23 protein-coding genes are annotated in these 21,739 nt (G+C 35.0%); 14 read left to right on the top strand and 9 right to left on the bottom strand.

What is annotated here, in order from left to right:
* Nucleotides 1-15: 15 nt before the first annotated feature.
* Nucleotides 16-1,956, bottom strand: coding sequence for an ABC-F family ATP-binding cassette domain-containing protein (locus Q8X41_RS10735; RefSeq protein WP_397536349.1), 1,941 nt, complete (start codon nucleotides 1,954-1,956; stop codon nucleotides 16-18).
* A 126-nt stretch (nucleotides 1,957-2,082) separates the two neighbouring features.
* On the opposite strand from Q8X41_RS10735, the gene Q8X41_RS10730 reads away from it, so the two are divergent.
* From Q8X41_RS10730 to tatC, 3 genes are all read left to right on the top strand, one after another.
* On the top strand, nucleotides 2,083-2,721 hold the full coding sequence (locus Q8X41_RS10730; RefSeq protein ID WP_397536348.1) for a redox-sensing transcriptional repressor Rex: 639 nt from the start codon (nucleotides 2,083-2,085) through the stop codon (nucleotides 2,719-2,721).
* A gap of 89 nt (nucleotides 2,722-2,810) precedes the next feature.
* On the top strand, nucleotides 2,811-3,002 hold the full coding sequence (locus Q8X41_RS10725; RefSeq protein ID WP_397536347.1) for a twin-arginine translocase TatA/TatE family subunit: 192 nt from the start codon (nucleotides 2,811-2,813) through the stop codon (nucleotides 3,000-3,002).
* 17 nt (nucleotides 3,003-3,019) lie between these two features.
* Entirely contained in the window at nucleotides 3,020-3,802 is a 783-nt protein-coding gene (tatC, locus tag Q8X41_RS10720) for a twin-arginine translocase subunit TatC (RefSeq protein WP_397536346.1), read from the top strand.
* A gap of 142 nt (nucleotides 3,803-3,944) precedes the next feature.
* On the opposite strand, the gene Q8X41_RS10715 is transcribed toward tatC, so the two are convergent.
* Nucleotides 3,945-4,661, bottom strand: coding sequence for a lysostaphin resistance A-like protein (locus Q8X41_RS10715; RefSeq protein ID WP_397536345.1), 717 nt, complete (start codon nucleotides 4,659-4,661; stop codon nucleotides 3,945-3,947).
* Nucleotides 4,662-4,851: 190 nt separating this feature from the next.
* On the opposite strand from Q8X41_RS10715, the gene groES reads away from it, so the two are divergent.
* The 4 genes from groES to Q8X41_RS10695 all read left to right on the top strand — a co-directional run bounded on the left by groES (nucleotide 4,852) and on the right by Q8X41_RS10695 (nucleotide 9,848).
* Complete coding sequence (groES, locus tag Q8X41_RS10710; protein ID WP_397536344.1) at nucleotides 4,852-5,136, top strand: co-chaperone GroES; 285 nt, start codon at nucleotides 4,852-4,854, stop codon at nucleotides 5,134-5,136.
* A 56-nt stretch (nucleotides 5,137-5,192) separates the two neighbouring features.
* A complete protein-coding gene (gene groL / locus Q8X41_RS10705) occupies nucleotides 5,193-6,827 on the top strand; it encodes a chaperonin GroEL (protein ID WP_397536343.1) in 1,635 nt (544 codons plus the stop codon).
* Between the two features lie 795 nt (nucleotides 6,828-7,622).
* On the top strand, nucleotides 7,623-8,804 hold the full coding sequence (locus Q8X41_RS10700) for a NupC/NupG family nucleoside CNT transporter (protein WP_397536342.1): 1,182 nt from the start codon (nucleotides 7,623-7,625) through the stop codon (nucleotides 8,802-8,804).
* Between the two features lie 474 nt (nucleotides 8,805-9,278).
* Entirely contained in the window at nucleotides 9,279-9,848 is a 570-nt protein-coding gene (locus tag Q8X41_RS10695) for a hypothetical protein (RefSeq protein WP_397540247.1), read from the top strand.
* A gap of 4 nt (nucleotides 9,849-9,852) precedes the next feature.
* Here the strand turns inward: Q8X41_RS10695 and Q8X41_RS10690 are convergent, their stop codons facing one another.
* On the bottom strand, nucleotides 9,853-11,283 hold the full coding sequence (locus Q8X41_RS10690; protein WP_397536341.1) for a PQQ-dependent sugar dehydrogenase: 1,431 nt from the start codon (nucleotides 11,281-11,283) through the stop codon (nucleotides 9,853-9,855).
* Between the two features lie 549 nt (nucleotides 11,284-11,832).
* Between Q8X41_RS10690 and Q8X41_RS10685 the strand changes: the two genes are divergently transcribed.
* On the top strand, nucleotides 11,833-12,147 hold the full coding sequence (locus Q8X41_RS10685; RefSeq protein ID WP_397536340.1) for a DUF378 domain-containing protein: 315 nt from the start codon (nucleotides 11,833-11,835) through the stop codon (nucleotides 12,145-12,147).
* Nucleotides 12,148-12,220: 73 nt separating this feature from the next.
* On the top strand, nucleotides 12,221-12,397 hold the full coding sequence (locus Q8X41_RS10680) for an asparagine synthase (protein ID WP_397536339.1): 177 nt from the start codon (nucleotides 12,221-12,223) through the stop codon (nucleotides 12,395-12,397).
* A gap of 78 nt (nucleotides 12,398-12,475) precedes the next feature.
* Here Q8X41_RS10680 and Q8X41_RS10675 read toward each other — a convergent pair whose 3' ends face one another.
* From Q8X41_RS10675 to Q8X41_RS10665, 3 genes are all read right to left on the bottom strand, one after another.
* Nucleotides 12,476-12,904 (bottom strand): YugN family protein, encoded by a 429-nt coding sequence (locus Q8X41_RS10675; RefSeq protein ID WP_397536338.1) that lies wholly within the window; start codon nucleotides 12,902-12,904, stop codon nucleotides 12,476-12,478.
* A 139-nt stretch (nucleotides 12,905-13,043) separates the two neighbouring features.
* The gene (locus Q8X41_RS10670; protein ID WP_397536337.1) at nucleotides 13,044-13,301 is read right to left on the bottom strand and encodes a DUF3243 domain-containing protein; all 258 of its coding nucleotides are present in this window, start codon (nucleotides 13,299-13,301) and stop codon (nucleotides 13,044-13,046) included.
* A gap of 112 nt (nucleotides 13,302-13,413) precedes the next feature.
* Nucleotides 13,414-14,082, bottom strand: a complete 669-nt coding sequence (locus Q8X41_RS10665; protein WP_397536336.1) for a DUF421 domain-containing protein — start codon at nucleotides 14,080-14,082, stop codon at nucleotides 13,414-13,416.
* A 321-nt stretch (nucleotides 14,083-14,403) separates the two neighbouring features.
* Between Q8X41_RS10665 and Q8X41_RS10660 the strand changes: the two genes are divergently transcribed.
* A complete protein-coding gene (locus tag Q8X41_RS10660; protein WP_397536335.1) occupies nucleotides 14,404-14,904 on the top strand; it encodes a pyridoxamine 5'-phosphate oxidase family protein in 501 nt (166 codons plus the stop codon).
* A 57-nt stretch (nucleotides 14,905-14,961) separates the two neighbouring features.
* On the opposite strand, the gene Q8X41_RS10655 is transcribed toward Q8X41_RS10660, so the two are convergent.
* From Q8X41_RS10655 to Q8X41_RS10645, 3 genes are read right to left on the bottom strand one after another with little or no spacing between them, the layout of a single operon-like run.
* Nucleotides 14,962-15,531, bottom strand: coding sequence for a manganese catalase family protein (locus Q8X41_RS10655; RefSeq protein ID WP_397536334.1), 570 nt, complete (start codon nucleotides 15,529-15,531; stop codon nucleotides 14,962-14,964).
* Nucleotides 15,532-15,569: 38 nt separating this feature from the next.
* Nucleotides 15,570-15,833 carry a spore coat protein CotJB gene (locus Q8X41_RS10650; RefSeq protein WP_397536333.1) on the bottom strand — a complete coding sequence of 88 codons (264 nt, stop codon included), beginning with the start codon at nucleotides 15,831-15,833 and terminating at the stop codon, nucleotides 15,570-15,572.
* Nucleotides 15,834-15,835: 2 nt separating this feature from the next.
* Nucleotides 15,836-16,054, bottom strand: coding sequence for a spore coat associated protein CotJA (locus tag Q8X41_RS10645; protein WP_397536332.1), 219 nt, complete (start codon nucleotides 16,052-16,054; stop codon nucleotides 15,836-15,838).
* Nucleotides 16,055-16,182: 128 nt separating this feature from the next.
* On the opposite strand from Q8X41_RS10645, the gene Q8X41_RS10640 reads away from it, so the two are divergent.
* The 4 genes from Q8X41_RS10640 (at nucleotide 16,183) to Q8X41_RS10625 (ending at nucleotide 21,708) form a co-directional block, all read left to right on the top strand.
* Nucleotides 16,183-16,329, top strand: a complete 147-nt coding sequence (locus Q8X41_RS10640) for a hypothetical protein (protein WP_397536331.1) — start codon at nucleotides 16,183-16,185, stop codon at nucleotides 16,327-16,329.
* A 122-nt stretch (nucleotides 16,330-16,451) separates the two neighbouring features.
* The gene (locus tag Q8X41_RS10635; RefSeq protein WP_397536330.1) at nucleotides 16,452-17,615 is read left to right on the top strand and encodes an endonuclease Q family protein; all 1,164 of its coding nucleotides are present in this window, start codon (nucleotides 16,452-16,454) and stop codon (nucleotides 17,613-17,615) included.
* 688 nt (nucleotides 17,616-18,303) lie between these two features.
* The gene (locus Q8X41_RS10630) at nucleotides 18,304-19,242 is read left to right on the top strand and encodes a nucleoside hydrolase (protein ID WP_397536329.1); all 939 of its coding nucleotides are present in this window, start codon (nucleotides 18,304-18,306) and stop codon (nucleotides 19,240-19,242) included.
* Nucleotides 19,243-19,791: 549 nt separating this feature from the next.
* Nucleotides 19,792-21,708 carry an acyltransferase family protein gene (locus tag Q8X41_RS10625; protein ID WP_397536328.1) on the top strand — a complete coding sequence of 639 codons (1,917 nt, stop codon included), beginning with the start codon at nucleotides 19,792-19,794 and terminating at the stop codon, nucleotides 21,706-21,708.
* Nucleotides 21,709-21,739 lie beyond the last annotated feature (31 nt).

Below are 21,739 nucleotides of genomic sequence, written 5' to 3'. Positions count from 1 at the left end.
CACAGGTTTCAAAAGTTATTCAAATTCTTCTAGCTGTTCGTTTAATTCGATCCATTCGAATTCAATTTCTTCACGTTGTTCTTTAATACGATCTAGTTCGGTTTGAAGTACTATCACTTTTTCATGGTCTTGGAAGATTGCAGGATCACAAAGCTTTTCTTCAATTTCTTTTATCTGGTTATCAAAAACGCTTAATGTATCCTCAATTTCTTCAATACGACGGCGTATTTTTCGTTCTTTTTTCTTCGCTTCTTTATCAATATGCGTATTCTTTTGTTTTTTTAGTATTGTTTCTTGGGCTTGAGGTAATGCTGCTAATTTTTCTGCTGCAATTTCTTCAATTTCTTTTTTCTTTTCAATATAGTAGTCGTAATCCCCAAGATATTCTGTAGTACCATCATTGGAAAGTTCGATCACCTTTGTGGCTATACGGTTGATGAAGTAACGGTCATGTGATACGAAAAGTAATGTACCTGGATAGTCTATAAGAGCATTTTCTAATACCTCTTTACTATCTAAGTCTAAATGGTTTGTTGGTTCATCGAGAATAAGCAAATTTGATTTTTGGAGCATTAATTTTGCTAATGATAAACGAGCTTTTTCACCACCAGATAAGTCGTGCACAATTTTATCCACATCTTCACCAGAGAAGAGAAAGCGGCCAAGTACAGTCCGAATATCTTTTTCGCTCATTAATGGCCATTCATCCCAAAGTTCTTTCAAGACGGTTTTATTGCTTGCTAACTTTGCTAGTTCTTGATCATAGTAGCCAATTTGTACATTCGTTCCATAATTGATTTCACCAGCAAGTGCTTGTTTATCCTTGACAATTGTTTTTAATAATGTAGATTTACCGACACCATTTGGTCCGACAAGCGCAATGCGGTCTTGACGATAAACACGCATTTGAATGTTCTTTGATATTTCATTTCCTTCATAGCCAATCGCTAATTCATTGATAGAGAGAACGTCATTTCCACTTTGGCGATCAATGCCGAAAGTGAAGGTAGCTGATTTCTCATCCCCATCTGGTGCATCCATCCACTCAGTTCTTTCAAGGATTTTACGACGGCTTTGTGCCATCTTCGTAGTAGATGCACGAGCAATATTCTTTTGGATAAAGGCTTCAAGCTTTGCCTTTTCTCCTTGTTGTTTTTCGAATATTTTACGGTCTCGTTCATAGTTCTTTGCTTTCTCATCTAAATAATTGCTATAGTTGCCTGTGAATTTTGAGACATGATGACGAGAAACTTCGTATACAATAGAAACAACTTGGTCCAAGAAATAGCGGTCATGTGATACGATTAGTATTGCACCATCATAATTCTTTAAGAAGTTTTCGAGCCAACTTAATGTTTCGATATCTAGGTGGTTAGTAGGTTCATCGAGAATGAGTAACTCAGGTTTGCTTAATAGCAACTTAGCAAGTGCAAGACGAGTTCTTTGACCACCGGATAGTGAAGAGATTTTCTGGTCATAACTTTCTGGATAGAATTGCATTCCGTGTAACACTGAGCGCGTATCAGCTTCAAATTGATAGCCTCCATGCTCTTTAAAATCATGTTGTAGCTGATCATATTCAGTCATAATTTTCGCATAAGCTTCTGTATTTTCATATATTGCAGGATCGGCCATTTTCTGTTCTAATTTTCGAAGCTGCTGTTCTTGTTTTTTCAACGGTTCGAAAATAGTCATCATTTCTTCCCAAATTGAAAGAGTAGATTCTAGTCCAGCATGTTGGTCTAGATAACCTAAGCGAATATCTTTTGGCATGATGATATCACCAGAATCATACGATAGCTTTCCTGCAATTATTTTTAATAATGTAGATTTACCGGCACCATTACGACCTACAAGTGCTACGCGATCTCGGTGCTGTACTTCAAGTTTAACGCCACTTAAAATTTCATCGGCAATATAAGATTTATATAATTGATTGACCTGTAAAACGATCATATTAGACACCTCAGTTCAATCCTAGTTTATAGGAAGATACTCATGTGTGCAACGGGATAGCTTTACATATAGTCAATCGTCATGTAAGATTGAAACGATTTCGGATTGATTGCAGGAGGAAACATTGTGAAAGCTACTAATAATAATATTCCACAAGCTACAACAAAAAGGCTTCCTCTCTACTATCGCTTCATCCTAAGTTTTGCAGAAGCTGGACAAGGAAGAATATCTTCGAAGGAACTAAGTGAAGCAATGAAGATTGACTCAGCGACCATTCGCCGCGATTTTTCACATTTTGGAGCCCTTGGTAAAAAGGGTTACGGTTATGATGTACAATATTTACTTGATTTTTTTAGACATATATTAGACCAAGATGAACGAATGAATGTAGCGATAATCGGAGTAGGGAACCTTGGCAGTGCTTTACTAAATTATAATTTTCAAAAAAGCCATAATATGAAAATTGTTGTGGCATTTGATACAAGCGGTACCCCAGAAGGTACATATATAAATGATATTCCAGTTTTCTCACCAGATCTATTAGAGGAGAAATTTGCAGAATATGGTGCAGAATTACCGATATTAACGGTACCTGCACGTTCAGCACAATTTATGACAGATCGTCTAGTTAAAATGGGGGTAAAAGGTATATTAAACTTTTCACCTGTACGATTAAATGTTCCAGATAACATTCGAGTGCATACAATTGACCTAACAATTGAATTACAAACACTAAGTTACTTTATTAGAAATGACAAGCCATGACAAAAATATTCACAAATAGGCTATTAATAGAAATAGCAAAAAGACTATTTATGAGTTAAAATAAGACATATTAAGAGGAGGTGTCTGTAATGGGAATTGGTCCTGGGAGTGCTTTAATTATCGGGATTGTGGCCCTACTAATTTTCGGACCGAAGAAATTACCTGAGCTAGGTAAAGCAATGGGTTCTACTCTCCGCGAATTTAAAAATGCTACAAAAGGTTTAGCAGATGACGATGATACAAAAAAAGTATCTGAATCTACAAAAACTGAAGATAAATAAGTTAGGATGTTAGTTGTATGAACAATAATGAACTAACGATAGTGGAACATATAGAAGAATTAAGAAAACGGCTATATATTGTTGCCGTTTTCTTTGTGATTGCTGTGATCGGAAGCTTCTTTTTAGCAGAACCGCTCATTCACTTTTTGCAATATAACGAGGATGCTAAGCAATTACAGCTTCACTCATTTAAGGTAACAGATCCTGTAAAAGTTTACTTTCAAGTAATCTTTATCTTATCTGTAGTGATGATATCACCGATAATTCTATATCAACTATGGGCTTTTATTAGCCCAGGTCTACAGGAAAAAGAAAGAAGAGTTACATTAAGCTATATTCCTTATATGATTCTTTTATTTATCGGTGGTGTAGTATTTTCTTATGAAATTCTTTTTCCATACATCATAAAATTTATGATGCAAATGTCGAATGAATTAAATGTTCAACAAACGATTGGGATTAGTGAGTATTTCCAATTTTTAACGCAAATTACATTACCTTTCGGGATTATATTCCAATTACCGATAGTGGTATTATTCTTAACACGTTTAGGAATTTTAACACCAATGATGATGACGAAAGTACGAAAATATGCGTTTTTCATCTTGTTGGTAATTGCTGCAATTATAACACCACCGGATATTATGTCTCATATGTTCGTAACTTTACCATTATGTATTTTATACGAGATAAGTATTCTTGTATCACGTATCGGCTACCGCAAATATTTGAAAGCTGAGCAACAACGACAAATAGAACTTGCAGCAAGTTCTATAGAAGAAAATCCTTCTACCAAATAAGGTAGAAGGATTTTTTAATTATATAGAGAATAATATATTAGCTTACTTTTTTGTATCAATATCCAGTTTCATGGGCTAGTACTTGAAGGTCGCAGGATGACTCCAACAATGTTCGCATTTGAATTAGCACGTTTCACTTCAATTATTGATATTGTTCTAAAAACTTTTTAATAGGTTCTTGGTATAACTGGATGACCGTTACGAAACCATTAAGCATCATATGAGCAATAATAGATGTAATTATTCGTTTCGTTTTGTGATAGAGGAATGCGAATATAAAGCCTGAGATTGCATATATTATGATGTGCGGCAAGTCAAGGTGAATAAGCGCAAATACAATCGAACTAACTGAAGCTGCAACAAAGAAATTAGTAGTTTGTACGAGTGAACCAAATATAACACGTCGGAATACAAACTCTTCTAGAATTGGCCCGATGAATACAATTGCTAGTATTGCAATTGGGGCAACATCAGCTATTGATACAAGATTAGCAGTGTTCTGAGAACCTTGATGAATCCCTAAGGTACTTTCAATCATTGAACCAATAGATTGACCCATAAACACCATAAAGAAACCAATGATTCCCCATAAAATAGATAAAGGTAGGGGAGCTTTGCTACCTCTATAAATCTTCCAAAAGTTTTGATCACGGGAAACTAATATAAGGAAGATAATAAGGGTAATAGCCATACTAATAAAAATGTACCAACCTTGAGTTGTTAAAATAAGCTCGTTTTTACTCATTTCCGGGTAACGGCCCTTAATAAAGTGGAATAAAGGACGTAAAAAAAGGAAAGAGGATAATTGCATCGCAATGTAAATCAATAAAATATATAATGCTGTTTTTTTAGATTTCAATTTCAGAATCCTCTCTAATTACTTAGTTTCCTTCATTGTAAAATATAAGCGAATAAAAACAAAATTTTTTATGCTTCTCGCTTGCAAAAAGAAATAGAATTCATTAATATAATAATTGTGTTAGCACTCGATACAGAGGAGTGCTAATAATGTAATATATATTTATTCAAATTCTAGGAGGTTGTTTCAATTGTTAAAACCATTAGGCGATCGTATCATTATCGAAGTTGTCGAAGTTGAAGAAAAATCTGCATTTGGCATCGTATTACCAGACTCTGCAAAAGAGAAACCTCAAGAAGGTAAAGTTGTTGCAGTTGGTACTGGATTCTTAACTGATGGTGGTAATGTAGTTCCACTTAATGTAAAAGAAGGGGACAACATCATCTTCTCTAAATATTCAGGAACAGAGGTAAAATACGAAGGTAAAGAATTCTTAATTCTACGTGAATCGGACGTTCTAGCAATCGTTGAATAATAATAACTTAAAAAGTTAATAAAAAAGATAGATAAAATATTGGGAGGTATTTCAAAATGGCAAAAGATATTCGTTTTAGTGAAGACGCTCGTAGCGCTATGTTAAAAGGTGTAGATAAATTAGCTAATGCAGTAAAAGTAACATTAGGACCTAAAGGACGTAACGTTGTTCTTGAAAAAAAATTCGGTTCACCACTAATTACTAATGATGGTGTTACAATTGCAAAAGAAATCGAGCTAGAAGATCCATACGAAAACATGGGTGCAAAACTTGTATCAGAAGTTGCATCTAAAACAAACGAAATCGCTGGTGACGGTACTACTACTGCAACTGTATTAGCTCAAGCAATGATTCGTGAAGGCTTGAAAAACGTTACAGCTGGTGCTAACCCAGTCGGCATTCGTAAAGGTATTGATAAAGCAGTTGCAACTGCAATCACTGAATTACAATCAATTTCTAAACCAGTAGAAAACAAAGAAGCAATCGCTCAAGTAGCAGCAATCTCTGCAGCTGATGATGAAGTGGGCGAACTAATTGCAGAAGCTATGGAACGCGTTGGTAACGATGGTGTTATTACAATCGAAGAATCTAAAGGTTTCACTACTGAATTAGATGTAGTTGAAGGTATGCAATTCGATCGTGGTTACCTATCACACTACATGGTATCTGATACAGATAAAATGGAAGCTGTTTTAGACAACCCATATATCTTAATCACAGATAAAAAAATCTCTAACATCCAAGAAATCTTACCAGTACTTGAACAAGTTGTTCAACAAGGTAAACCACTTTTAATCATTGCTGAAGACGTAGAAGGCGAAGCATTAGCTACTTTGGTAGTAAACAAACTTCGTGGTACTTTCAATGCCGTAGCTGTTAAAGCTCCTGGCTTTGGTGATCGTCGTAAAGCGATGTTAGAAGATATCGCAATCTTAACTGGTGGTCAAGTAATCACTGAAGATATCGGTTTAGACTTAAAACAAGCTACAATCGAAATGCTAGGTCATGCTGGTAAAGTAGTTGTTACAAAAGACCACACTACAGTAGTTGAAGGTTCTGGTAACGCAGATGTCATCGAAGCTCGTGTTGCACAAATCCGTGCTCAATATGAAGATTCAACATCTGAATTCGATAAAGAAAAATTACAAGAACGTCTTGCAAAACTTGCAGGTGGCGTAGCAGTTATCAAAGTTGGTGCTGCAACTGAAACAGAATTAAAAGAACGCAAACTACGTATTGAAGATGCTCTTAACTCAACTCGTGCAGCAGTAGAAGAAGGAATTGTTGCAGGTGGTGGTGTTGCATTAGTAAGTATCTACAACAAAGTTGCTGAAGTTGAAGCTGCTGAAGCTGGCGACGTAGCAACAGGCGTTAAAATCGTATTACGTGCTCTAGAAGAACCAGTACGTCAAATCGCAAACAATGCAGGTCTTGAAGGCTCAATTATTGTTGACCGTTTGAAACGCGAAGAAGTTGGCACAGGCTTCAATGCTGCTAACGGCGAATGGGTGAACATGATTGACGCTGGTATCGTTGACCCAACTAAAGTAACTCGTTCAGCTCTTCAAAACGCAGCATCTGTAGCAGCTCTATTCTTAACTACAGAAGCAGTTGTTGCTGATATACCAGAACCAACTCCAGCTCCAATGGGCGGTATGCCTGATATGGGCGGCATGGGCGGTATGATGTAATAAACCGCTTTAACCTTTGATATATAAGGGGTTGTATGTAAGGTGAAAGTGAAATGCTAACATTTTGCTAACATAAAGGATTATAATCGAGGCTTCTCATTAGTTGTGCAAACTTTTGGGAAGCTTCTTTTTTTATTTCTTTTGTCACGTGGAGATAGATATTCTTGGTGATTTGATCATCTGAATGGCCAAGTCTATCCATGATTTTGCTATAAGTTCACCAACACGAATTCCTGTATAGGATAAGGAACATCAAGTAGTCTAGCGCCAATCCTCCATTCTTAGCTGTTTTAAGAACAGTGCAAGTCCTTCCTTTTCCAAATACTTAGGGACTTTTTCTTCCTCCAGCTGTTTTTATCTTTATTAAGATAGGCAAATTCGCTGGAGTCCTTCTCGATAAGCTCTAATCCTAATGCTTTTCGAAAAATCATCCTCCCAGTTCGATGTATTCCTTCCCGTGTACTATCAGAATATCCTTGGTCTTTTAAAACGTTCATATCTTGATATTACCTTCTGGAAATGTCTTTAAGTTTTAGTTGTACAAAATAGGGCATACTGTATTTGTCGTACTCGTATGCCTTCTAGCATAATTTTTTTCTATTAACTATTGAATTGCTAGTAAAAAAACTGTTATAGTGAGATTGTTTGTCTGACGTCTGACTACTTATTTTCTAGTGAAGATATCTATGGCTGTTCTTCAAGTTTCGTTATTGGAACATAATGAACGAAAGATTGGCTTTGTAGTTTTGGTTATCAAACGCCCAAAAATTATCAAATATATTTATGGAGGAACTTATGAGATACTTAATAGCTTTTTGTGGATTGCTACTTGTTTTTGGCTTAGCTCTGTTAATGAGTAAAAACAAAAAAGAAATAAAATATAAGAATATAATTATGATGTTAATCATCCAATTTTTATTGGCAGCATTGCTGCTAAATACAAAGTTCGGTTATGATTTAATCAAAGGAATAACAAATATATTTGATCATTTATTGTCTAATGCAAATAAGGGCGTAACATTTGTTTTTGGTGGTTTAGCGAATAAAGGAGAGTATTCCTTCTTTCTAAATGTATTATTACCGATTGTTTTTATATCAGTATTAATAGGGATCTTACAGCATTTTAAAATTCTCCCTTTCCTCATGAAATGGATAGGTTTACTTTTAAGTAAAGTGAGTGGTATGGGGAAATTGGAATCATATAATGCTGTTGCTTCTGCAATGGTAGGTCAATCTGAAGTATTCATTACTGTAAAAAAACAATTAGATAAGATTACACCGCAGCGAATGTATACATTATGCGCATCAGCAATGTCGACTGTTTCTATGTCAGTTGTTGGAGCATATATGACTATGATTGAGCCAAAATATGTTGTAACGGCGATTGTATTGAACCTGTTTGGTGGATTTATTATTGTTTCAATCATTAATCCCTATACAGTAGAAGAAAGCGAAGATATCTTAACGATTGAAGATGAGCATAAGCAAACTTTCTTTCAAATGGTTGGAGAATACATCATGGATGGATTTAAAGTAGCCATCATTGTTGGAGCTATGCTTATTGGTTTCGTAGCATTAATGGATTTAATCAATTCACTATTTGAAATGGTTATCGGTATATCTTTCCAAGAAATATTGGGATATATCTTTGCACCAATAGCTTTCCTAATGGGTGTACCATGGGCAGAAGCTATTTCTGCCGGAGGAATTATGGCAACCAAATTAGTAACGAATGAATTTGTTGCAATGATGAGCCTTGGAGAAGTAGCTAAGTCTATGAGTGCACATACACTGGGCATTATTTCTGTATTTCTTGTATCCTTTGCAAACTTTTCATCTATCGGTATTATTTCAGGAGCAGTAAAAGCGTTGAATGCAAAGCAAGGGGATGTAGTTGCTCGTTTTGGCTTAAAGTTGTTGTATGGAGCCACACTTGTTAGTATCTTAACGGCTATAATTGTTGGTTTGGTTATTTAATTTAATAAAGAGTAGCAGTTGTTGATATATCGTTTGAACTGCACTCCTATAGTCAGACGCAACTATGGGGGTGCAGTTTTTTATTACTAAACTGTGTGTGTTTGGCACTTTATAGATGGCTAGAGGCGCAATTTAGTTGAACTCTCGATTATGCTAAGGTTATAAAATATCCTGGGAATTATCTTGCATTGCCTACTAGCAATACTATCAAAATGTGTTTTTTTACAATAATCATCTAAAGTATTAATAGCATTTGTAGTTTTTAACGAGGCTCCAACTGAACTAGAATTATTTTTCATGTCAGTGTGGAACTACACCATAAATAAACATTCTTTATCTTTAGAAAGCTTACCAAATATCATTACAGTTGTTTTATTTACGACATATACTAGTTCTGATGAAAAAAGGAACTTTTATGTTTGTTGGAAGGCGGTAGCGTTGTATTGTATATAAAAAACGTTTTGAATGAGGTGGATTGATGTGTTAAAACCAATTTCAGATGATGTTAGATTTGCCCAATTAGAATTTCGGAAACATACAAAAGCGAAGAAGCTTGTTTTAGGATGCTTTCTCGCCTGTATAGCTGCTGTACTTCAATCAGCAGGTGGCTTTTTACTAGGAATCGGATATTTTATCAGCCCATTTGCCACTTTACCCATTCTGATTGGTGCCATGTTTTCCCTTCAAATGGGAGTAATGTCTTATTTTATTACCATCCTGTTGCTATTCATTCTGTTTCCAAGTGAACTAGTGGTTTTTCCTTTTACAACAGGGTTGTTAGGGATTGGTATAGGTGCAGCTTTTTCCTTTTTCAAGAAGAGGTTAAGCATTATTTCTCTTGGTGCCATTCTTTTAACAATAGGAATTATGAGTCTACTATATGTTTTCGACTTTCCCGTTCTTGGTCCAGCCATATCCGATTCGTTTTCATTTCGTACAGCAGGAAGTATATTTTTATTTTCTTTCCTATATAGCTGGTTATGGGTAGAGATAGCTTTATTCTTTTTTAAAAAATTAAAGATCATCAATCCAAGAAAGAAATGATGAATCATGGAACAATTTCAAAAACAGTACCTTGGTTAAAATCAGTCACTTTCATAGAGCCATGAACTCCTAAATATAATCTGGTTTGATCCAGATTCGTTCCCAAGCTAACATAATAAGCTGATTGGGCCCCAAAATCATAGTCTGTTTCAATAATACTAAAATCATTTAGTTTATAATCTGTTCTTACATTGGTATAAGCTAAAACCCCTCTAACTGGAGGCCCCGATTCTTCTTTCCAGGCAAGATCGGTAAACACAACAGTTCCCGTTAAATTGGGGATTTCATGCCCCATATAAGCTTGCACTCCTGTTAGTGCAGTTCCTCCAAACTTATCGGGCCTTGGATCTTTATGAAAATAACTAGTTAAAGGCTGAAGACTCGTAAATGAAGTTTTTATTGCTTCATTGTAGTAAGCAATGGTTTTCTCATTCAAAGTTGGATTTTTAGTGCATCCCTGTATAATCGAAGTAGGAAAAGCACCTTCCCACCCACGCCAGCCAAAGTTAATAAACCCTTCTTGGTCAGGTTCAGATTTCATTAAGGAAGCTTGAATAAGCTGAGTAACTGGTATCGGTTTATACTGAACGAATGAAAAAATCGACTCTACCAAATCCTGTCCGACAATTCCCACATATTTGATATACTGATTATAAAACCTTTGAAATGAGATGCCTGGTATATTGCGTACCCCTTTGGCAATTACTGTAAGTGTTTCCTGTATAGGTACGGGAAGTTCATTAAAGCGTGTGACTACGGGAGGATTATAGATAAATGTATTTTTAACTACATCAATTTCAATAATTTTACCGGCAATTTCCATATCATCCTGGCTTAAGTTAAATGGATCATAGCCTGATCCACCATCTCCGGTTGTTAAAACAAGTTTTCCTGTTTCAGGTGAAAAGTTTAAGCTATTGACACCATTATGATTAAAAAATGGTCTTCTTATGTTAAGTAATGTCCGTCGTTTTTGAGATTGACCATTCGATTGTAAAATCCATTCTTCAACTGTATCAATATGATCATATTGAGTTTCTCTATTTATCCATTTTAAGTTTAAAGTTGTGGGATCACATGGGGTAGGTTTAAAAGGTTTAGGAAGAGCACCCGGACCTTGTGTTCCAGCTACTGAATAATGAAGATAAAACAGACCGTTATAATAAAATAGAGGATGAAACGCTAGTCCTAGTAATCCCCGTTCATCATATCCACTACCCGAAACACCTTGTTCAGAGGTACCTAGTTTTAAGATTTGCGGGCGAATATCTAAAAAAGTATTTATAACTCCATTTCCTATGTAAAAAATTTCTCCTACCTGAGTTGCAATAAATAATCTTTCAATTGAGTCACCCGGAAGTATTGCTGTTTTCAAAACAGTGGGTAAATTTATCTTACTTACAATGGGCTGTAAATTAACCTTAACTTTTCTCAACTAACTTTACACTCCTTCTAACTGTTTTCTTTTTCAAGAATATGATTAGAACTGTTCTATTAGTACCATTTACCATTAGGTCCAGGGAATCTGACAAGGCATTCTAATTTTGTAAATCAATAAGAAACTGAGTGATGCTAAATAAAAAATAGGTTGGATTCCATTAAATTGGAATGGAGCATGTATAATTAAACCCACCAACATTTTGTGTGTACCACCTATACTCCGCACATGTAGTTAGTGTAGAGAGTAGATGTTACAATTTCTGTTAATCAACAATTTCGTCAACTTAGGAGACGTTCAATCAATTCACTGAATTGGTGGGAGGTCTCTTTTTATATTTCATTTATGAAGGCTTTTCAATATGATATTGTTGAATTTTTTTATGCATCTATTTGAGAGAAAGCTAATTTTTCCATTCACCTTAGTTAGTATTGCACATGAAAGTAAAATTTATTTATGAGCGTATTCCTTCACTTAGTATTAAAATTCTTTAAATGCAAAAGATAAGAGGGAATCTTAGCAGCTAAATAAAGGAGGTGTACTTTCATGTCAGTACTAAATCGTATTGCTTTAACTCTGGTCATTATTGGTGCTATTAACTGGGGGCTGATTGGTTTTTTCCGATTTGACTTAATATCAACAATGTTTGGAGGAGAAACTGCATTTATATCTAGAGTTATTTTTGGTCTTGTAGGTATAAGTGGATTAGCTTGTATAGCCCTTTTGTTTGTCCCTCTAGAAGATGAAGATGAAGAGTATGAAACAGACCGTGAATTCAGAAGAAATTCTGATTTGTCTACTGAATTTGGTGAGGAAGCCGATTTTACAGATGTTAAAAAAGATAAAAAGAAGAAAGATTAAGCCGGTTTTCTTCCAACAGCCATGCGAATTTTAAAGCAAAAGAATCTTAGCAACAAACGAGAGGAGTGTTTTTATGGATAACGTACGAGAAGGATTAATCCCCGCAGTTCTCGGAACAGCTGTAACAACCACAGGAGTGGCATTACGGAATAATAAAAGCATTACCCCGTGGATTAGAGGTTCGATTATTGGCTTTGGATTAGCTCATATTGTATTAGGTGCAATTGATTTAGTCGAGCATCGTCGCTAATGGATTCAAAAGGGAAGGGAAATTACCCTTCCCTTTTCAATTATAATAATTAGGCTAGATATTTTTGCTTTTAACTTTTCACGAAACTAATTCATCCTCAAACGAATTCAGCATTTGATTAATTTTCTCTTTACCAGCTTTTACCCATCTACTTTTATCTTTAATTTCACCATCCCTATCTAAAGGATCTTGAAATTGACTAAGTCCACCTGTAGCAGTTAATAATGAGTTTTCATCATAGTCTAATCCAAGATTTACTACATGTTTGATTACATAAGGTTTTCCAAATTGAATATAAGCAGAGTAGTGATCTAACTCACCTTCTATAACCCTAAAAGGCATCCGAAGGTAAATGGTTTCACCATCTTCTCGATAAAGAATCGAATCAAACATCCCTTCATGGTATTCAAAATTAGAGCAGAAATTACAGCCGAAAGGTTCGAATATTTCTCGAATATAGCCAAATTCTGTTTTTTTACCTTCAATTCGTGATTCGAATTGTATCATGATTATTCACCCCTGTTAGAATTTACTATTACTATTCTTAACAAAAAAATGAATATCATTCAAAAACAAAAAATCTTTTGCACATTAAAAATCCCTCCTATTGTTAGCGTAGCTGACAATGGGAGGGGGAGTGTATAGTTTACTGTAGATTCTTATTTTGCACGAGTTTAAGTACGCAATTTGCTAATGCTTCTTTTTCATTTTCTGATGCAACACTCCACATATCAGAAAGTACGCGTTGTTGTTCATTTTTTGGATCAACATTTTGCGCCAAGTACTCTCCAATTTGCACTGCAGCTTGTTGGATTACTTGATTGGGCATACCAGCATGCTCAGCTTGCGCTACATTTTGCCCTAAAAAAGATGTCCATTGTTGCCAGTTTTCTAACATAGGCATCTTATCCCTCCTTTATACTTTAAGTATGTCCAAAGATGAGAATAATATGTAGGCCTATCGATAACGTTAGATTGAATTAACGATAAAACAGTAGCTGCCTTATTTGGGATAATCAACATTTCTGAATAAAAATCCCATCACCCTCAAGCCATTCAGCTAAAAAGACATCTGTATATTTCGAAATGTTATGCATTGCTAATTGTTTTTTTAACCAAGTTTCGTCAAATCCAATATTCTTTAATTCATTTTTTAATACTTTACCATCACTAATAAGCGTAACAGGAACGTAAACGGGTTTTTCAGGAAGGTTGAAGTCTTCTATTATTGTCTGCTGATACTTTGGTTTCTTTAAAATACTAAGTGAACCATTTGACTCCAAAAAACAGTAGGCCACTTCTCGAGCTGAAAAAGTCCCGTTTTGCCTAAGTAAGCTTTGTAATTGATTTATATTCATACGGCATTTTTTTAATTCTTCCCGATCAATTACTCCGTTTTTAATGAGAGCGCTTGGTTCCCCTTGGAAAATCCTCCGAAACGGTAAAAACTTTCTATCTAAATATTCGACTATAAAGAGTAGTAGTCCCCAAAAGCTAATCGTATAAATAATTTCTAATATACGAACATGTTCTTCATATACAGCAGTTCCTAAAAACTCTCCAATAACAATGGAACCTATAAACGTAAAAGGTGTAATTTGATTGATAATTTTCCGACCTACAAAAGAAATAATGATAAATAAAATGATAAATCCTGCTAACAGCTTAAAGGTTATATACAGCATGATTAAAGAAAATTCTCCTTAGTTATTTTTCAGAGTTGCAGCCGTTTTTAAATGTGTATATTTCACTTGAATTAACCCCATGTGTAATCTAGGTTTAATTAATTATGTCCACATTCAATTTATTTCATTCTTTATTTATAGTTTTGGGTCCCTATCTAGGTAAGCATTTTAATGAGGTATAGAAAAATTTAACTTCGAATATATCATGCATTTAAAATATATGTTAAAATGAGGACAAATTACAGAGAGTTGGTAAGAAATGGACATTAATACCGAATTCCTGTAAGAGGCTTATTTGGTCTAAAAGGGGAGTGTGGAGAAATGATGCGAGGACATATTCAAAATAAGAGAGTAGAAATATCTGATGAAGAAGCAAAGCACTTTTTGAAAATGGCTAAAGTAGCACATGTAGCAACTGTAGATGAAGAGGGATTTCCATATGTAATTCCACTTATCTATATTTTTGAAGAAGGCAAGGTATATCTTCATATTGGCAATATCCGTGAAAGCCACTTTTGGGAAAATATAAAAAAGAACCCGAATGTTTGCATTGAGGTAAGTGAGATGGGGGACTTACATCCTGGCAAAAAGTACGCATGCCAATCAGCTCTTGTCTATACAAGCGTTGTTCTATTTGGGAAGATCAACCGCATTGAAGCAGATGAAAAAAAAGCATGGTTTTTTGATTGTTTGTTAGAAAAGTATGGTAATCCTGATTGGACGTTTGAAAGAGAAGGATATCCCATTCTTCCAAAAATTGAACTTTTTGAAGTACAAATTGATAAAATAACAGGTAAATTAAATGAAGGATTAATGCATTAAAAAGTTTTGGCGTTAGTTACATGATGGAAACAATCAGTAACTAACGCCAATTTTAATTTAAAAGAATTTCTTCGTATTTCGATCCTCTTTTAAAATCTCAACAGCTTCTCTAAAACGGAGCGAATGTATAATTTCTCTTTCTCGAAGGAATTTTAAGCTATCGTTTATATCCGGATCATCTGACATATCTATAATCCATTGGTAAGTAGCACGTGCTTTTTCCTCAGCAGCAATATCCTCGTATAAGTCAGCAATTGGGTCTCCTTTAGCTTGAATATAAGTAGTTGTAAAAGGATTTCCTGCAGCATTACTGTAAAAAAGCGCATGATCATGATTTACAAAGTTTTCGCCAAGACCAGCTGCTTTTAATTGTTCTGGTGTAGCGTCTTTTGTAAGTTTATAAACCATTGTTGCAATCATTTCAAGATGGGCAAATTCTTCTGTCCCAATGTCATTTAAGAGGCCAATCACCTTATCCGGAATTGTATAGCGTTGATTTAAGTATCTGAGTGCAGCTGCTAATTCACCATCTGCACCACCATATTGTTCAATCAAAAATTTAGCTAATCGAGGATTACACTCCCTTACCTTTACGGGATATTGCAGCTTCTTTTCGTAATACCACATGCACTAATTCCTCCTATCAGTCATTCGCATCAAAAAGCTTAAACCTGCCAAGGCCAAGGTGTGTCCTTCCAATTCCAAGGATATCCAGAAAAGCTTTTACCATAATTCATAAGCGGACCGAATTCTTTTTCAAACTCAATCTTCATTTCCATACTTTTAAGTGAAGCCTCATTAAATTGTTGAATAGCTGCAAAATCATTTGGATGAGTATTTAAGTAAAGATTTAATTCAAGAATTACAAAATCATTTGCTTGAATTTCCTCAAGCATCGTATAAAACTCAGGAGGCATTTCTTTCGTCATTTTTAATTCTCCTTTGTTTGTGGATTAGGATAAGGGCTAAAAAGATCTGGCCAAAGCGTGCCACAGTGTAACGCTTGTTTTGCGGTTGGGTATTGTGGCAGTCCAGGTGGTTGGAATGGAATGTAGAGTTGTGGTGGAGTAGAGTAGCTCTTCACCCGTATCGGTTTACAAGGATCAAAAGGGCTGACATAAGGATTCCAATATTTGAATTGTGTAAACATATAAACCTCCTTTCAGTAGTTTTTGCATCATTCCATCTATATGAAATCAATAATTGCTTCATTCATTCTTTTTACATAATTCGACTTCTCATGGATAAACTAATTTTGAAAGAAAGGATGGATGATAAATGGAAGAAAACAAATATGCATCACTTAATGATGAAAAGCTAAAAGAGTTAAAAGACTTGGAAGAAGAATTTGGTTATACACTGGTTGCTTATGAGGCAGGTGCCTTTAAAGGTGATCAACCTAGGGTTAGTGAAACGAATTCGTAATAAAAATATCTTACCTTGCAGGAATGCAAGGTTTTTTAAATGTGGAGTAGGTTCGTCAGCTTTAATGTAAATGAGGTTTTGCTAATTTCAAAGGTATTATAATTCTAAAGGATGTGATTCATATGTTATCGGAATTTTATGCAGATCTACATATCCATATTGGCCGTACGTGGAAAGGAAAACCAGTGAAGATTACTGGGAGTAAATCACTTACACTCGAAAATATTCTGCATACTGCGACAATGAAAAAAGGTCTAGATATTGTTGGGGTTATTGATTGTCATTCTCCAGAAGTGTTAGAAGAAATGGCAGCGCTAATAAAAGAAAATAAATTGGTAGAACTACCTGGTGGTGGTTTACGCTATCAAGATACGACGCTTATTCCAGGAGTAGAAATTGAAGTAAACGATGAAAATTGCTTAGGTCCACTACATGTGCTTGCGTTTTTCAAATCGTGGCAGGTAATGCGAGAGTTTTCTACATGGATGCAACATTATATTACGAATATAAACTTGAGCACACAGCGTATTGCGTGTGATGCAGTTACTTTGCAAAATACGGTCCATGAACTAGGTGGTTTATTTATCCCGGCACATGTCTTTACGCCATTCAAAAGTGCGTATGGTAAAGGCGTAAAAAAGAGCCTTGCTGAGGTTTTTGATATGGATCAAATTGATGCAATTGAATTAGGACTGAGCTCGGATACAGATATGGTAAAGGGCATTAGTGAACTAGCAAATTATACGTTTGTCACAAATTCAGATGCACATTCTCTTGGCAAAATGGCACGTGAGTATCAAAAGATTCGTATGCAAGAACCAACTTTCGATGAATTTCAAAAAGCATTGAAAGAAGAAGATGGGCGAGAAATTATTGCAAATTATGGTCTTAATCCTCTCTTGGGGAAATACCATGAAACAGCATGTTCTGATTGTGGCTATCGAACCACAGAAGTCCCTTGTCCGAATTGTGGAGGGAAACATCTTGTAAAGGGAGTAGCAGTACGGATTAAAGAATTAACGGACACAGATGAAACTTTGCGTGAACGTCCACCTTATATTCACCAAATCCCATTAGATTTTATTCCTGGCATTGGTAAGAAAACAATGGAAAAATTGCTTATTAGTTTTGGAACGGAAATGGCTATTCTTCATGAGGTGAGTAAAGAAGATTTAGAAAAGGTCGTCCCATTAAAAATTGCAGAATTAATTGATAAGGGGAGAAATGGTAGACTCTCGTTATCGGTCGGTGGTGGAGGAACGTATGGAAAAATAAAATCAGAGTAGAGTAACCAAAGGAATGTTGCTAAAGACGACATTCCTTTCCTTTTTTTATAAAGTGCAAAATAAATACAACAAATACCTAAAAGAACCACAGTAGCAAGTATCATTGACATGTGCCACGGAAGTAAGAAAGTGCCAATGATTAGTGCTAAGCCCCAGGTATTACCGCTAATACGATAAACAATGCGAACTGTTGTTTAACATATAGAATCCCACCAAGCGCAGACCCAATACTAAAGGACATATTGACCAACCAATACTATGCATAAAAAGCCTTTCGATTTTCATATGTTGTTGGATCGAGTAAGATAGCTTACATTGCTGGCATTCCAAAGTCACTAGAAAAAATTTATGGGCAGTTATTCCCCACTTATCTTCTTCGCTTCTCTCTCAGTCTTGTGGTGGGGATATTACTGCATGTTAATGCGGGATAAAAGGGAGTACAGCATGAATTGAAACACGATTAAAGAAAGAGGAAATGAGCCGCATTTTCAAATTTTGTGGGAGTTGAGAAAATTTCATGTGATCTCCTTTATTGGTTTGAGCTAAAAGTAATAGTAGTATAGATGAATTGAAAATTCAGGTAATATTTTAAAGTTAAAATGATTCAGAATAAAAATGGAAAATATTAATAATATTTGGTAGCATTATAGATGAGTAGTAACTATTAATGATAGGTGAGGTGATTGATATGTCGAAGAAGGTTTATTTGAATCATGATGGTGGAATAGATGATTTAATTTCACTGTTTTTATTATTGCAAATGGAGGATGTAGAGTTAGTAGGAGTTGGTGTAATTCAAGCTAATCCGTATATAGAATCTGCCCTATTTGCAACTGAAAAGATTATCAATCGTTTCGGTCACGGAATCACGGTAGAAGTGGCAAAGTCCAATTCAAAAGGGAAAAATCCATTTCCAAAAGATTGGCATGTAGATGTATTTTATGTAGATGCATTGCCAATATTAAATGAATTTGATATTACGAAGCCAATGATCATTGAAAGACCGGCTCATCTTCATTTAGTAGATAACTTAAGAAATAGTCAGGAGAAAATAACGCTTATATTTACAGGGCCATTATCGGATTTAGCAAGAGCGTTGGATGAAGCACCTGATATCGAGGAGAAAATTGAAAAGCTGATATGGATGGGTGGGACATTTTCGGATAAAGGGAATGTAGAGGAATCGCAACATAATGGGACTGCAGAATGGAATGCTTTTTGGGATCCATCTGCTACTGCGAGGGTTTGGGAATCTTCTATAGAAATAGATTTGGTAGCACTAGAAAGTATCAATAAAGTACCATTAACAACAGAAATAAGAGCTTCCTGGGCGAGAAATCGTCAAGATTTTGGTATCGAATTTTTAGGGCAATGTTATGCTATAGTCCCAAAACTATTGCGGAATAATGAGAGCTCAACCTACTTTTTGGGAGAGGTATTAACAACACTTACTGTTTTTGATACGAAATTGGTTAAGAGAAAAGAAGTTCCAAGTATTGTTCATATTGACGGACCAAATCAAGGAAGGACCGAGACTATTTCTAACGGTCGAAAAGTTAATCTTATATATGATGTAGAGAGGGAAACTCTTTTTGACTATATAGTAGATCTTGCTAGACAAGAGTAAAAGATAGAAATTTTGCTAGTAAATAAGCGGAATATCAAACAGATTATCCAAATGGTACACTAAAATCTTGTTCAGCATATTAAGCCTAAATAAGTGGATATTCGTATAAAAAATAAAAGCTGAGGGGCTCGTTCAGCATCTGTGTTAGAATAATTTTTAAGTCGAGAACAATCATTTAATTGTTCTCGACTTTTTAAATTCGACATTCTAAAATAGTTTGGGACACAAAAACTAATAGAGAATAGATAAAATTGCACGTTTATTTTTTTGGTATATAAATCTTTTGGTACATTGAGATTACTTCGTAATTATTGCACAATACTTTATATAGGTCATTTGACGAACCTTGTCAAAAGTAACCTATATTTTTTTGCTTAATTGGGCATAAGGATATACAATGTAACTTATTTAGCTCAGAAAATATCGAGATTTCGTCTTTTAATCTGTTTTATCATTTAATAAAAGATTTTTAAAACTAAATCAGAGTTTTTAGCGTCTAGTTAATAAATCGATATTGTGAGGATTGATTTGTAGGTAGGGGGTACGTTCATGCCAGAACCGGTAAGGAAAAATCACAGATACATTAGTGGTTTAGACGGTCTGAGAGCGATATCGGTAATAGCAGTTATTTTATACCACCTCCATGTAAGTGGAATTGTAGGCGGTTATTTGGGCGTTACCATTTTCTTTGTGTTATCAGGCTACTTAATCACAGATTTACTAGTGAATGAATGGGAAAAATACGGAACAATCAATTTAAAAAATTTTTGGATACGTAGATTTAGAAGGTTAATCCCAGCTTTAATCATCATGCTGATTTTAGTAGGATTTTGGATTACGTTATTTCAAAGATCATTTTTAGTTGGATTACGTTCAGAGATACTAGCAGCGATATTTTATGTTAGTAACTGGTTTTATGTTTTGCAAGATCATTCGTACTTTACGAAATTTTCACCTCCATCGCCTCTTCTACATATGTGGTCACTAGCGGTAGAGGAACAGTTTTATATTATTTGGCCAATTGTCATAATCATTTCTTTGAGCTTTGTTCGATATAAAGAAAAAATGGCGTTGGGTACTCTGGTGGTAGCATTGGTATCAGCTATTGCAATGGCAATTATGTTTACACCAGGAGAAGATCCAAGTCGTGTTTACTACGGTACTGATACTAGAGCGTTTTCTCTATTAATAGGGGCTACCTTAGCATTTATTTGGCCAAGTAGAAAACTAAAGGCAAATGTAACAAATGGAGCGAAAAAATTATTAGATGGTGCGGGATTAGTTAGTTTCTTTGTTCTTCTCTTGATGTTTTTTTTCATGCATGAAGAAGGACCGTTTTTATACTACGGTGGTATGTTTTTAGCATCTATTGTAACAGCAGTATTAATCGCAACAATTGTACACCCAGCAAGTCATGTTGGTGATGTATTGAGTTTTAAACCATTAATTTGGGTTGGGGTTCGATCATATGGTATTTATATTTGGCATTTCCCATTAGTTGTTTTGATGGGGGTTGGAATAGATGGCGTAGATGTACCACTTTGGAAAGTGCTTTTAATTATTGCACTAACACTTTTATTTGCTGAACTTTCTTGGCGCTTTGTGGAAGATCCTGTTCGTAAAGGTGAATGGAAAATATGGATACATAAGTTTCAAACACATGAATGGTCTTTAAATTGGAAAGAATGGACATTACCATATCGAATTGGCTCAGCATTTGTAGGATGTATTATTATTGTTTTTGTGATGGGGATGATTTTTACTCCAGAACAGAAGCAAACAAATAACGAAGCATTAGAACAACATTTAAAAGAAGAACAGAAAAAGTTAGAGGAAGTAAAAACAGAAAAACCACAAAACAAAGAAAAAACAATTACCCAAAAAGATGTTACTAAAGAGAAAACAGAAGTAAACCATAAAAAATCAACAGTAGAAGTAGAAGCTAAACAAGAGACAAATAGTAAGAAAATCGCGGCAATGGAAGTACCATCATCCATTAGTGTAACAGCAATTGGTGATTCTGTTATGCTGAGTGCAGCATCTGCATTGAAAGAACAAATTCCACAAATAGTAGTGGATGCAAAAGTTGGACGCCAAGCATATGATTCAATAGAAGTTGTAAATCGCTTAAAACAAGAAGGTAGATTAGGGAAAGTTGTTGTCTTAGGCTTAGGTTCCAATGGAGATTTCAGTGAAGCTCAAATGAATAATTTGTTGGATGAAATTGGTAATAACCATCACGTTTATCTCGTAAATACACGCGTTCCACGTAACTGGCAAGATAATGTGAACCGCAAAATTAACATTGCTGTAAAAGAGCATAAAAACGTGAAACTAATTGATTGGTATAGTGCGACAGAGGGACAGTATGATTTGTTCTATGATGATCATATTCATCCAAATCAAGAAGGTGGAGCCTATTATACAGCATTAATTAGTAGTAAAATTGCAAAAGGTGAAAAATAATGAAAAAGCATGCAGGAAATGAATCAATAAT

It is taken from the genome of Rummeliibacillus pycnus, assembly GCF_044359855.1.
Lineage (GTDB): Bacteria > Bacillota > Bacilli > Bacillales_A > Planococcaceae > Rummeliibacillus > Rummeliibacillus pycnus_A.
Note: the sequence above shows the minus strand (reverse complement) of the source record. Positions and strands in the feature narration are given on the sequence as shown.